Annotated in this window: 16 protein-coding genes and 2 pseudogenes; 16 read left to right on the top strand and 2 right to left on the bottom strand. The window is 41.5% G+C overall.

What is annotated here, in order from left to right; translation table 11 throughout:
* Together ABPH35_RS08875 and ABPH35_RS08870 are read left to right on the top strand one after the other, a co-directional pair.
* Positions 1 to 203 (top strand): annotated as a pseudogene (locus ABPH35_RS08875) (IS982 family transposase); the annotation flags it as partial.
* A 47-nt stretch (positions 204 to 250) separates the two neighbouring features.
* Positions 251 to 499 (top strand): hypothetical protein, encoded by a 249-nt coding sequence (locus tag ABPH35_RS08870; RefSeq protein ID WP_349989404.1) that lies wholly within the window; start codon positions 251 to 253, stop codon positions 497 to 499.
* 374 nt (positions 500 to 873) lie between these two features.
* On the opposite strand, the gene ABPH35_RS08865 is transcribed toward ABPH35_RS08870, so the two are convergent.
* Entirely contained in the window at positions 874 to 1,044 is a 171-nt protein-coding gene (locus ABPH35_RS08865; protein WP_082815611.1) for a DUF3042 family protein, read from the bottom strand.
* 68 nt (positions 1,045 to 1,112) lie between these two features.
* Between ABPH35_RS08865 and miaA the strand changes: the two genes are divergently transcribed.
* From miaA to ABPH35_RS08795, 14 genes are all read left to right on the top strand, one after another.
* Positions 1,113 to 2,003, top strand: a complete 891-nt coding sequence (gene miaA, locus ABPH35_RS08860; protein ID WP_349989403.1) for a tRNA (adenosine(37)-N6)-dimethylallyltransferase MiaA — start codon at positions 1,113 to 1,115, stop codon at positions 2,001 to 2,003.
* On the top strand, positions 2,000 to 3,250 hold the full coding sequence (gene hflX, locus ABPH35_RS08855) for a GTPase HflX (protein ID WP_349989402.1): 1,251 nt from the start codon (positions 2,000 to 2,002) through the stop codon (positions 3,248 to 3,250). The genes miaA and hflX overlap by 4 nt, the downstream gene beginning before the upstream one ends.
* Positions 3,237 to 3,863, top strand: coding sequence for a cystathionine beta-lyase (locus ABPH35_RS08850; RefSeq protein ID WP_349989401.1), 627 nt, complete (start codon positions 3,237 to 3,239; stop codon positions 3,861 to 3,863). The genes hflX and ABPH35_RS08850 overlap by 14 nt, the downstream gene beginning before the upstream one ends.
* Positions 3,864 to 3,873: 10 nt before the next feature.
* On the top strand, positions 3,874 to 4,803 hold the full coding sequence (rnz, locus tag ABPH35_RS08845) for a ribonuclease Z (RefSeq protein ID WP_349989400.1): 930 nt from the start codon (positions 3,874 to 3,876) through the stop codon (positions 4,801 to 4,803).
* Positions 4,800 to 5,555, top strand: coding sequence for an SDR family NAD(P)-dependent oxidoreductase (locus tag ABPH35_RS08840; RefSeq protein ID WP_349989399.1), 756 nt, complete (start codon positions 4,800 to 4,802; stop codon positions 5,553 to 5,555). Before rnz ends, ABPH35_RS08840 begins: the two co-directional genes overlap by 4 nt.
* Positions 5,556 to 5,809: 254 nt before the next feature.
* Positions 5,810 to 7,357: a cardiolipin synthase gene (gene cls, locus ABPH35_RS08835; RefSeq protein ID WP_368849752.1), complete on the top strand. Its 1,548-nt coding sequence runs from the start codon at positions 5,810 to 5,812 to the stop codon at positions 7,355 to 7,357.
* Between the two features lie 191 nt (positions 7,358 to 7,548).
* Complete coding sequence (locus ABPH35_RS08830; protein ID WP_368849751.1) at positions 7,549 to 8,301, top strand: LytTR family transcriptional regulator DNA-binding domain-containing protein; 753 nt, start codon at positions 7,549 to 7,551, stop codon at positions 8,299 to 8,301.
* Positions 8,298 to 9,425, top strand: a complete 1,128-nt coding sequence (locus ABPH35_RS08825; protein WP_368849750.1) for a hypothetical protein — start codon at positions 8,298 to 8,300, stop codon at positions 9,423 to 9,425. Before ABPH35_RS08830 ends, ABPH35_RS08825 begins: the two co-directional genes overlap by 4 nt.
* A 15-nt stretch (positions 9,426 to 9,440) precedes the next feature.
* Positions 9,441 to 9,644, top strand: a complete 204-nt coding sequence (locus ABPH35_RS08820) for a GHKL domain-containing protein (protein ID WP_368849753.1) — start codon at positions 9,441 to 9,443, stop codon at positions 9,642 to 9,644.
* A gap of 383 nt (positions 9,645 to 10,027) precedes the next feature.
* Positions 10,028 to 10,357, top strand: a complete 330-nt coding sequence (locus tag ABPH35_RS08815; RefSeq protein WP_368849749.1) for a helicase BlpT — start codon at positions 10,028 to 10,030, stop codon at positions 10,355 to 10,357.
* 44 nt (positions 10,358 to 10,401) lie between these two features.
* Positions 10,402 to 10,608, top strand: a complete 207-nt coding sequence (locus tag ABPH35_RS08810) for a hypothetical protein (RefSeq protein ID WP_368849748.1) — start codon at positions 10,402 to 10,404, stop codon at positions 10,606 to 10,608.
* A gap of 78 nt (positions 10,609 to 10,686) precedes the next feature.
* Complete coding sequence (locus ABPH35_RS08805; protein WP_368849747.1) at positions 10,687 to 10,992, top strand: hypothetical protein; 306 nt, start codon at positions 10,687 to 10,689, stop codon at positions 10,990 to 10,992.
* A 68-nt stretch (positions 10,993 to 11,060) separates the two neighbouring features.
* Positions 11,061 to 11,438, top strand: coding sequence for a hypothetical protein (locus tag ABPH35_RS08800; protein ID WP_368849746.1), 378 nt, complete (start codon positions 11,061 to 11,063; stop codon positions 11,436 to 11,438).
* 28 nt (positions 11,439 to 11,466) lie between these two features.
* A complete protein-coding gene (locus ABPH35_RS08795; protein WP_368849745.1) occupies positions 11,467 to 12,081 on the top strand; it encodes a CPBP family glutamic-type intramembrane protease in 615 nt (204 codons plus the stop codon).
* A 28-nt stretch (positions 12,082 to 12,109) separates the two neighbouring features.
* On the opposite strand, the pseudogene ABPH35_RS08790 reads toward ABPH35_RS08795, so the two are convergent.
* Positions 12,110 to 12,217: pseudogene (locus ABPH35_RS08790) on the bottom strand (IS30 family transposase); the annotation flags it as partial.

Raw genomic sequence — 12,217 nt, 5'->3', positions numbered from 1 at the left:
CCTTGCGTCAAAATATGACAGGGGCTAAACAACATAATCATTGGAAATTGTTGGCTATGAGACGAACTATTGAAACTCGATTTTCAGAACTTTGTGCTCTTTTTGATGTCGAACAGACATTAACTAGAAGCTTAACAGGATTGCAGTTGAGAATTGAACAAATTATACTTGCTTATAATTTGAGATACTTTGAGATTAACTAGCACCACGAGTAACAAGTATATATTTATAATCCATTGGAGGGAAAATCATGAAAAAATTATTAGCCGTTATATTATTAGTGGGAATTAGTTTTGTGTCAATATTTCATTTCGTTCAACCATCATTAGAAAAGCCAATGAATACTAGATTTATTCCATTTGGGAAAGTTGATTTTTCCGATGATTATGATGATTATAATTCTGATTATGATACAGATGATTCGGATGATATTACAAGTCGGTTTGGAAATTTTATCAAGAATCACAAAACTCCGTTTTCTAAAACAGTTGAAAGATAGTTGTCTTCTTCTTTTGAGCATGAAAAGATAATGAAAAAGAGATGGATGGGCTAGAATGTGTTACGCTCTCATCTTGTAGAGATGAAAAAGAGGCTAGCGAATGATTCTTCGCTAGCCTCTTTTTCAACCTTTCACACTTCTCAATTGCAAGGGGCGAGCTACGCTCGTTCTATTTCCAGCCTTCCACAATTCTCAATTGTGGAAGCTAGTCAACATGGGGTGGGAGTAAAATAATCCAGTGGATTATTTTAGCCCGAACCTAGAAATAAAGGAGTGAGGATAATCAATTTCTACGAAATCACGATTGAGTCCCACGCCAAACTCGCTTTTTGCTTTTTAGGCTCGTGAAAAAATGCCCCACTGGAGCATTTTTTTTAATGTGCAACGCGGCGGCGTGCTGCTTTTTTGCGATTTTCTTCGATAAACGCTTCTTTCTTTTCTTCAGGTTCAATGATTGTTTTATGAATCGTAAAGACAGCGCCTGCAGCAAGAGCAACTGTACTAGCTACTCCCGTCAAGAAACCTTTTCCAAAACCTTTAGCCATAGTTCTTTCTCCTTTACTTATGTTATAATAGATTGTAGCGAAAAAACAAAAAATTTTCAAGGAAAAAGATGAAAACAAAGATAATAGTAGTGGTAGGACCGACTGCAGTGGGGAAAACTGCCTTAGGAATTGAGCTGGCGCAGCGCTATAATGGTGAGATTATTAGCGGTGACAGCCAGCAGGTTTACCGACAATTAGACATTGGAACGGCTAAGGCAACCAAGGAAGAGCAGGCGCTTGCTCCCCACCATTTGATTGATGTGCGAGATGTAACAGAAGGCTATTCTGCCTATGATTTTGTGGTAGAAGCTGGTTGGTTGATTGAAGAAGTCGCTGAAAAAGGAAAGGTGCCGATTATCGTAGGTGGCACAGGTCTGTATATTCAAAGTCTGCTCGAGGGTTATCATTTGGGTGGTCAGGTGGCACATGACGAGATTCTTTCCTACCGCAAGGAGCTAGACACTTGGTCAGATGAGCGTTTATTTGGGAAAATAGCAGAGTTGGGAATTGATATTCCCCAAATCAACCGCCGTCGTGCTATGAGACAATTGGAAATGGCACATTTTGGTCAAGAGTTGGAAAATCAAGAACCACCTTATGAAGCCTTAGTGATTGGTTTATCCGATGAGCGAGCTGTTTTATATGAACGGATCAACCAGCGTGTGGATCAAATGGTGAAAGTAGGCTTGTTAGAAGAAGCCAAATGGCTCTACGAGACCCATCCGACTGCCCAAGCTAGTTTGGGGATTGGGTACAAGGAGTTCTTTCTCTACTTTGCTGGACAAATCAGTCTTGAAGAAGCCGTTGACAAGGTCAAGCAAAATACCCGTCGCTTTGCCAAACGTCAATTGACTTGGTTTCGCAACCGCATGCAGGTGGCGTTTGACCTCGTATCTGAAGAGGGGTTCAAGGACCAGATTTTCCAACGAGTAACGGAGTTTTTAGAGGAAAAATCATGATTGAAACAAGAAAAGAAGAAGAACGTGTCTTGCTGATTGGGGTAGAACTGCAGCAGACAGAAAACTTTGCCATGTCTATGGAGGAGCTTGCAAAGCTTGCCAAAACGGCTGGTGCAGTAGTAAAGGGGAACTACACCCAGAAGCGGGAAAAGTATGATAGCAAGACCTTTGTCGGCTCTGGTAAATTAGAAGAAATCAAGCTCATGGTTGAGGCTGATAACATTGATACCGTCATTGTCAATAACCGTTTGACCCCACGCCAGAACGTGAATTTAGAGGAAATATTGGGTGTGAAGGTCATAGATCGTATGCAGTTGATTTTAGACATCTTTGCTATGAGAGCAAGGAGCCATGAGGGAAAATTACAAGTGCATTTGGCTCAATTGAAATACATGCTGCCACGCCTGATTGGACAAGGAATTATGCTGAGCCGTCAGGCTGGGGGAATTGGTTCACGTGGTCCTGGTGAGAGCCAGCTAGAGCTCAACCGCCGCAGCATTCACAATCAGATTGCTGATATTGAACGGCAATTGAAAATCGTTGAGAAAAATCGGGCAACGGTGCGGGAGCGTAGACTTCAATCAGGCATTTTTAAAATCGGACTAATCGGCTATACTAATGCGGGCAAGTCTACGATTATGAATGCATTGACAGATAAGCACCAGTATGAGGCAGATGAATTATTTGCGACCTTAGACGCAACGACGAAGCAAGTACAGCTGTCCGATACCTTCCAAGTGACGGTGACCGATACGGTTGGATTTATCCAGGATTTACCGACAGAGTTGATTTCAGCCTTTAAGTCAACCTTGGAAGAATCGATGAATGTCGACTTGCTACTCCATGTGATTGATGCCTCTGATCCTAATCATACTGAGCAGGAAGAAGTGGTCTTGGGCATTTTGCAAGAGTTGGAGATGTTGGACATTCCACGCCTTGCCCTTTATAATAAACTAGATAAGACAGATGATCACTTTACACCGAGCCAGTTTCCGCATGTCATGCTGTCTGCCAAAGATGAGAATGCCAAATCCCATATTCAGATGATGGTCTTAGCGAAAATCAAAACCATGTTTGAGACATTTGAGATCCGAGTTCCTTTAAAAGATAGTTATAAGATTCATGACTTGGGGCGGATAGCCCTGATTGATAAGCGATTGTATGAAGATGATGTGGAAATCATCAAGGGCTATATTTCAAAGAAAGATAAGTGGAAATTAGAGGAATTTGAACATGGATTATATTGATCTGGCCTTGAAATACGGTGGCTTTACGAGTCTTGATAGGGTATATCTGACACAGCAATTAAAAGACTTGACCGATAGCCAAAAGCTAGCTTTTATCACACCGCCGCCTTCGGTCATCAATGCTTATTTTGCTGAAATCTATCAAAAGAGAAGCCCGCAAGCTGCGACGGATTATTATCTTGGACTATCTAAAGAGCTTAAGCTCTGCATGGAGCAACCCTCTTTTGCTGAGGAAAAGCCCTTTGTCCGCTTGAATCTGTCAGGAAAATCCTTTGGTTTTGCCTATCAGAATGAGGTAGAATTGGCACGAGTATTTGCAGAAAAAACTGAGCCAGTAACACCTAATTTGCTCTTTGAGATTGCGCAGATTTTTCCTCATTACTCCGTTTTTGTCAAGGACGACCTGATTTGGATGCAGCCCTTGGCTATCGATGAGGACAGTCTTGTAGCAGTAGATAGCGCCTATCTCTTGACAGATCTTGCTGAAAGTAGCGACTGGGTGCGGATTTCGGGCTTGAATCAAGAGGAGGTAGTAGAGTTTGCAAGCCAGTATCAAGGGCAAGCCTACTATGCTTGGTCGGGGCGCACAGCGATAATCTATATTCAACAATAGAAAGAAGTTTATGTATATTCAATTTTTAGGAACAGGAGCGGGTCAGCCCTCCAAAGCACGTAATGTGTCGAGTTTGGCACTGAAATTACTCGATGAAATCAATGAAGTCTGGTTATTTGATTGTGGAGAAGGTACGCAGAATCAGATTTTAGAAACCAGCATTCGTCCGCGCAAGGTCAGCAAGATTTTCGTTACTCACCTGCATGGGGATCACATCTTTGGGCTTCCTGGCTTTTTATCCAGCCGTTCCTTTCAGGGAAATGAGGAGCAGACGGATATTGATATCTATGGACCGACAGGCATTCGGCAGTTTGTCTTAACGAGTCTGAAAGTATCTGGTTCTCGTCTGCCGTATCGGATTCATTTTCATGAGTTTGAAGTTAATCAGGTGGACAAGGTGTTAGAGACAGACAAATTCATGGTATTTGCAGATCAGCTTGACCATACAGTACCCTGTGTTGGCTATCGTGTGATTCAAAAAGACTTGGAAGGAACGCTTGATGCAGAAGCACTTCGCGCAGCGGGTGTACCATTTGGTCCCCTCTTTGGTCGGGTTAAAAATGGTGAAAATGTCGTCTTGGAGGACGGGACAGAGATTATCGCAAGTGACTATGTGTCGCCACCTCGACCTGGTAAGGTTGTCACAATCTTAGGTGATACCCGCAAATGCCATGCCAGTGTGCGGTTAGCGGTCAATGCAGATGTGCTGGTGCATGAGGCGACTTATGGCAAGGGTGATGAGGCCATCGCTCGAAAACATGGCCATTCGACCAATATGGAGGCAGCCTTGGTGGCAAAAGATGCAGGAGCCAAACGCTTGCTGCTCAACCATATTAGTCCGCGCTTCTTATCTAAGGATATTAGTCAGCTGCGCAAGGACGCAAGCAAAATTTTTGAGAATGTCCACATTGTAAAAGATTTGGAAGAGGTGGAAGTGTGAGAAAGATTTTAATAACGGGAGCTTCTGGTGGTCTAGTCCAAGAAATGGTGCCACTTTTAGCAGATGATTTTCTCATTTTATTGGGACGGGACAAGGAAAAATTAGAGCAATTATATGCCTTTCATGAGCAAAAGGTGATCTATGATACGGATCTGCGTGATGAAGCAGCCCTAAAAAAACTCCTTCAAGAAGTAGAGAAAAAGCTTGGCACGATTGATATATTGGTCAATAATGCTGGTTACGGTCGCTTTGCGGATTTTGAAGATTTTTCAAGTCAAGAGGTACGAGACATGTTTGACATCAATACTTTTGCCTTGATGACCCTGTCTCGCTTGGTCGGTGAGCAGATGAAGCAGGCGCAAAAAGGACAGATTATTAATATCGTCAGCATGGCTGGCTTGATTGCATCAAGCAAATCTTCTGTGTATTCGGCTAGTAAATTTGCGGCAATCGGTTTTTCAAATGCCCTTCGCTTAGAGTTGGCTTCTGCCAATGTTGTCGTCACAACCGTCAATCCAGGGCCGATTGCAACGGGCTTCTTTGATCAAGCAGACCCAGAGGGAGCCTATTTGGAATCTATCAAGGCCTTTTTACTACAACCTAAAGATGTTGCCCGTAAGATTGTTTCCGTTATGGGAACGAAAAAACGAGAGTTGAATCTGCCTTGGATTTTGGAAGTAGCCCATAAATGCTATACCTTGTGGCCTAGCTTAGCTGATTTTTTAGCACGAACCGTTTTTAATTATAAATAATCAATAGTATGGATGAATGGAAAACGGGCTAAAAGCTCGGAAAAAAGATAAATACTCCTAGAAGCTTACGCCTCTTCGTCGTATTTTCTATTTTTCATTCGCTTTTTTAACGCCCTCGTATCTTATGAAATTGAACTCGAGCTAAAACTCACTGACAAAAAGATAAATCTCATTGGTTGCAAGCTAACCTGCTTCGATTTCCTATTTTGTCTAGGAGTTTCTTAACGCTCTCGTATCTTATGAAAGGAGATGACATGACAAAATTATGGAGATTGATTTATAGCCGTACCTTTATTGTTCTTTTATTGCTTGCAGTGACAGTTGGAGCTGTTTTATGGACTGTGACCTCGGCGACAGCATTGGCTCCAGCCTTGTTATCTGTTTTACAGCTCTTTTCGATTATTGTAGCGATTTCGGTTATCAATCGGCCAATGAACGCTAGTTTTAAGCTGACCTGGATTATCTTTATTATCGGTATTCCCATTTTCGGTGCTCTGTTTTACTTTATTTTACAATCCAATATTGAAACCAAACGCTATCGCAAGACCTTTAAACGTCAGAGTTTGTTGCTCCGCCAGTATGGTCATACCTCCCATAAGGTTCTCAATGCCCTTGCTGAACAGGATAAGGACCAATTGAAATTAGCCCACTACATGAATCAATATGTCGGCTATGCCCTTCATGCTAATACCGATGCGACCTATTTTTCATCTGGAGAAGCCAAGTTTGAGGCTTTGTTAAGAGAATTGCGCAAGGCAGAAAAATACATCTTCATGGAGTATTTTATCGTTGATTTTGGCTATATGTGGGATTCGATCCTAGAGATTTTAAAGGAAAAAGCAGCTCAAGGTGTAGAAGTTCGTTTTTTGTATGACGGCACCAATTCCCTGACCTTACTACCCTATACCTATTACAAAACCTTGAGAACATATGGCATTAAAGCCAAGGTTTTTTCTCAGATTATCCCAGCCTTATCTACCGTGCAAAACAATCGAGACCACCGAAAAATTGCTGTCATAGACGGAAAGGTGGCCTTTACCGGTGGTGTCAATATTGCAGACGAGTACATCAACCGCAAAGAACGCTTCGGTCATTGGAAAGATGCGGCCATTATGGTCAAGGGAGAGGCAGTTGCCAATTTTACCCTCATGTTCTTGCAGATGTGGAATTTTAATGAAAAGACACAAAATAATGATTTGACCTACTTGAAAGACCATCATGATCAAGAAAAGGCAGTCGTTGACTCAGAAGGCTTTTTCTTGCCCTATGGAGAAAGTCCATTTGACGGAGATGAGGTGGCTAAACGTGTCTGCTTGGATATGATTCAGTCAGCCACCAAGTATATCTATATCATGACTCCCTATCTTGTCTTAGATGATGAAATGATGGATAATTTGACCTATGCAGCCAAACGTGGGGTAACTGTCCGCTTGCTCTTGCCACATATTTATGATAAGCAGTCGGCCTATCTGGCAGCTCGGACAGATTTTCCGACCTATTTGGAAGCAGGCATTGAGATTTATGAATACACACCTGGTTTTGTCCATTCCAAGGTGGTTCTTGTTGACGATAAAAAAGCAACGGTTGGTACGGTCAATATGGATTTCCGTAGTTTCTATCTCAATTTTGAATGTGGGCTTTACATCTATAAACACCGCCAAGTCTTAGCAGATATTCACAAGGATTTTGAAGAATCCTTTGCCAAGTCAGAGCGCATTACCCTCATCGATTTTGCACGAACCTATCCTTGGTATAAACGATTTGCAGGTGCTTTTATGAAGATTATCGCACCGCTACTATAACGAAAAAGTTCCTTGGTACTGTGGGACCAAGGATTTTTGTCTTTCGACTGACTAAAAGTGGCAGCAAATCGTGGATCTCTACCAACTATTTTATTGTAGAAATACATTTTTTCATAGACTAAAACCCTCAATTTTATGATAAAATAGGAAATAATTAGTTCGTATGCTTGGTCGATAAAGGAGAGGTGAAAATGAATATTTTTATACTGGAAGATGACGTTGTTCAACAATCTAGAATAGAAGAAGTCGTAGTGGATCTTGTGGCCCAACACCACTTATCGGTCAAGCGACTAGAGGTGTTTGGAAAGCCAGAACAATTGTTAGCAGCAGTAGCGGAAAAGGGGCGCCATCAGCTTTTCTTTTTAGATATTGAAATCAGAGAGGAAGAAAAAAGGGGGCTGGAAGTAGCGCGTGAGATTCGTCAGCTTGATCCCTATGCGTTGATTGTCTTTGTGACCACTCATTCTGAATGGATGCCCTTGGCTTTTCGCTATCAAGTGTCTGCTCTTGACTATATCGCAAAAGATCTCCCTTCTGCTGAATGGCTAGCTCGAATCGAGAAAGTGCTGCTATATGCTGATGAGCAAGTGACAAAGACAGTGGCGGAGGATGCCTTTTATTATCAGTCCAAGTACGCACAGATTCAAGTTCCGTTTCAGGACATCCTGTATTTAGAAACCTCCCCTCGCCCTCATCGTGTCATTTTGTATACGGAAAAGGATCGCACAGAGTTTACCGCTAGTTTGACAGAAATCTTGCAACAGGAATCAAGGCTTCTTGCCTGTCATCGTTCTTTTGTCGTCAATCCAGCTAATGTTGTCAAAATTGATAAGCATGAAAAAATTCTCTACTTCCGCAATGGTTCTAGTTGTTTGATTGCAAGAAGTAAGTTAGAGACGGTACTAGCTACTATTGAACAGTTACATGAAGGAAGTGGCCTATGATTGTTGGACTACAGGTAATGGTTCTCGTGACTCTTATGCTAATGGAGTTGCTCTTATTTTCTAAGATAAGTGGCCGAAAACTGCGCTGGTATGAGGTTCTTCTTGGTATGGCGATTAGAGTTCTCGTTGTGATTGGAACACTTTTCTTTGACTACCTTTTGAAGGACAACTGGGGAAACTATTATATAGCCATTTTCATTGATTTTTTTCTCTTATCTTATTTGTTCCTCAGACCTTTATCCAAAACCCTGCTGATTTTCTATAGCCTTCTGCCTTTGACCTTGCTCGATCTGTTTAGCGATTCCCTTGCCTTTGGCGTCTATGCGTTTGAAATAGAAGATGTTTTTGTAAAGTGGAACAATTTGGGAGTAGGAATAGGACGGGTGATTGCGATTATCTTCCTTCTTTTGTTTTTGCGTTACCTCCACTATGATTTCTCAAAGTTAAGGTGCATCTTTTTTAGCATCCGTGATAAGAAAATCCTGTATCTTGTCAACTGGCTCATGGCTTGTTATTTTGGAACAACTCAGCTTCTCTTGTATATGGAAACAGGGCAAGCGGCTGATGTCCTTGTCATTCGTCAGTTTATATTGATTTCGCACATCCTCATATTTATGAGTCTCGTTGCACAGCTGGACAAAAATATCCGAGAGACCTTAAAAGAAAAGCTAGATTTTCAAAAGGAATTGCAGCTTCAACATCTGGAACAGTATAGTCAACAGGTGGAGGAATTGTACCGTGAAGTCAGGGGCTTCCGCCATGACTATACTAATCTGCTCACAACGCTTCAAGTAGGGATAGAGGAAAATAATCTCACCTTAGTCAAGGAAATCTATGATACAGTGTTGAAAGATTCTAATAAGTACCTTCGACATTCTAAGTACGATATGGGACGCTTGGTGCAGATTGACAACAATGCGCTCAAGAGTTTGCTGGCTTCAAAAATAGCGCAAGCGACAGAATATCACGTTGCTGTTTCCATTGAGGTGCCAGAGGTCATCAGGCCACAAGGGATGGAGTTGGTGGACTTTATTACGATTGTTTCTATTTTATTCGATAATGCCTCTGAGGCTGCCCTAGAGGCAGAAGCGGCTACCATTCATCTCTCGTACTTTACGCTGTAGCAGAAGCAGGTCTTTATCATTGAAAATAGTACGCAGCAAGAATCTGTGGACATTTCTTCCTTGTATCAGTTTGAAGCTAGTTCAAAGGGGGAACATCGAGGGATAGGCCTCTATACGATTCTGAAAATCTTGGAACATTATCCAGGAGTATCGCTCCAGACAACAAGTCAACACCATACTTTTTGTCAGGTACTTGAGATACAGTTGGTAGATGAGTAAGAGATAGGAAAGGCTGGACAGAAAGCCCAGCCTTATTCTCTATCAGAATGGAAGGTGTGTAGCAATTCTTTCAAGAAAAACAGCTCCCTGTGCTCCAAGTCTCATATTTTTTTGGGGGGGAAATCCTTTCCTATGTTCCAAGTCTGGCATCTTTTTGTGAAAATCTCTTGCCTTGTTTTCTTGTCTACCTTTTTCACCTGCGAATACCTCTCTTTTATCATTTGACGGCGTTTGAATGTTTATCTTGGACAGTGGAAATGAAAAGAGGTCTAAATAGCAGCGAGAACCATTTAGGAATCTTCAATGGCTGTTTAGGAAATGAGAAAATAGGTTGTTCAAAAAGTGCTATACTCTATGTACCAAAATGAAGGAAGGTGTGTTTTATGGATACACATGTACTAGAAGAAGCCTATTCTTTGATCAATGAACTAGAGAAGATTTTTCAACGAACCTCTCACCAATCGAACTATGATACGATACGATTTCAAGAGAATATACAGGAGATCGTAACACTATTGAAGAATCGTAAGGTCGTGGATAATCAGCTCCTGATAGCCCTTGAAAAATTTTACCAACGAACCAGCTTGTTGATGGGTATTAGTTCTTTAGATGTGACAGAAGCCTTGAAACAGGCTTGGCGACGGTATGATCAATTTCATTACAGCCAGGTCAAGCCAGTTTTAAAAGTATACGGTCCGATAGGTATGCTATAACGGATTGGAAAATCCCATAAACTGATTTTTAGGGGAGGTTTCAGATGAAAAGAGAAAATCCTAAAATGGGAAATACAAAAGATAATAGTGTATCCATTGGCATTTGCATTGGTCTGTCTTTCGGTAGTCTACTCGGTATATTAGTAGGAAAATTACTAGGAAATATCGCCCAAGGTTTGGCATTTTCCTCTTGGTTAGGTACCATCGTCGGACTTTTAATTGGTGTAGTCTTACGTGCCAGAGCTAAGTAGTCTACATGATTTTTCCGGTCAAAGTTTTTTGCTAAGAAGGACAGTTATTGGTTTGTGAATATAGAAGGAGGTATGATAATGACAAAACAAGTGAAAATTCTAGCTGTTGTGGTTGTAACAATTGTTTTACAAGTCCTATTTGGCCTTGGCATGAAGGTGCCACTCAGACAAATCCTAGCTGTCCTAGCTTGCACTCTACTGTTGAATGGAGTGAATGCTTGGGCAGATATGCGCTCGGCTTCTTCAGAGGGTAAAGCAACGGAACAGTCGCTTACTGTGTGGCAATTCATGAAAAAAACGTGGTTCTTTCAAGTCATCATGATTGGGCTATTCATTTGGAACCTGCTGGATCAGGGCAGTCCCTTTGATACATTTTTAATTTAGCAGTCTTATTGTTGTTCTATGCGATTGGTTTTAGCAAAGTGACGAAGGGATAGAAAAGGAGAAGAAGTATGGAAAAACAACTACAAAAAGGAAATTGGCTTATTATCGTCCTTGATATTATTCTCTTTTTTGGATGGGTAGTCGGAAAGAGAGTAAGTCTTCCTTATTTTATCATCTGTGCAATGCTTGCCTTTGTAATGACTCTGGCCCTTACCATTCGTGCTTACCGTCTTTTGAAACAGAAGGGGATAGCTTATCGGTGGCCTTCATATCAAAAATGGATGATTGGGGTGACTTTCTTGGTAACGCTTGTCCTTTCGGTACTTGACGGTCAGAACCCGGCACAATTTTGCTCTACCTTTTTTATGTTTTTGACAGGTGTGGTCTTACAAGTCTATCCCAATCGAGAAGGTTATAAGCAGGCTATTTCACCTGAAATTCGTTAGTGATTGATTTCCTTGAAGGGAGAGTTAAATGATTTTTGAGAAGACGATGTCATTTTTTGCCGCTATCTTGGGCTATTTTGTCTTGGAGATAATTTGCTGGCAACTGAATCAAGGAGATTTTCACCAACATCAGCTGATCTATATTGTGGGCAATAGCCTAATTGTTTTGCTTCTCTTCTATGTGATTACTAAAGGGAAGATTGCGGGGTTAAGGCTTCCAAGCTGGTCGGACTTGGGACTGGTCGTTCTTGCCTTTATGGCTCTCTTCTTGTTTGATGTGGTGTATACGAATGTTATTTCCTTTCAGTCAGGAGCAGCTCGGGAAGTCCATGATACAATAGTACAGGGGATCAGCCTTTCCTTCTTCATCGATGTTTGCTTTTTTGGTCCAATCCGCGAGGAAATCTTGACGCGAGGTTTTTTGCAAAAAGGTGTCTGTAACAATAGTTGGTTGGGCTTGTTGCTAGCAGCTACCTATTTCTCCGTCCTACATGGACCTGAAAACATTGCTACCTTTCTGTATTACGGAGTAATGGGCATGACGCTTGGTTGGCTCCATAAGAAGTCTGATAATCTAGTGCTGCCGATTCTGCTACATATTGCTTGGAACAGTATGGTGATGTTCTTTGTATTGCGCCATTAGAGGTGGGGAGCTAAATTTCAAGTTCAAGTTAGCCAGTCTGTAAAAATTCTCTAGGAGATTTGTAACCCAATATCTTCTTTGGATAGTTGTTAATCCAGTTTTCAATAAATGCGACTTGTTGTTGCGTCGCATTTTT

The sequence above is a fragment of the Streptococcus handemini genome, from assembly GCF_040984445.1.
Lineage (GTDB): Bacteria > Bacillota > Bacilli > Lactobacillales > Streptococcaceae > Streptococcus > Streptococcus handemini.
Note: the sequence above shows the minus strand (reverse complement) of the source record. Positions and strands in the feature narration are given on the sequence as shown.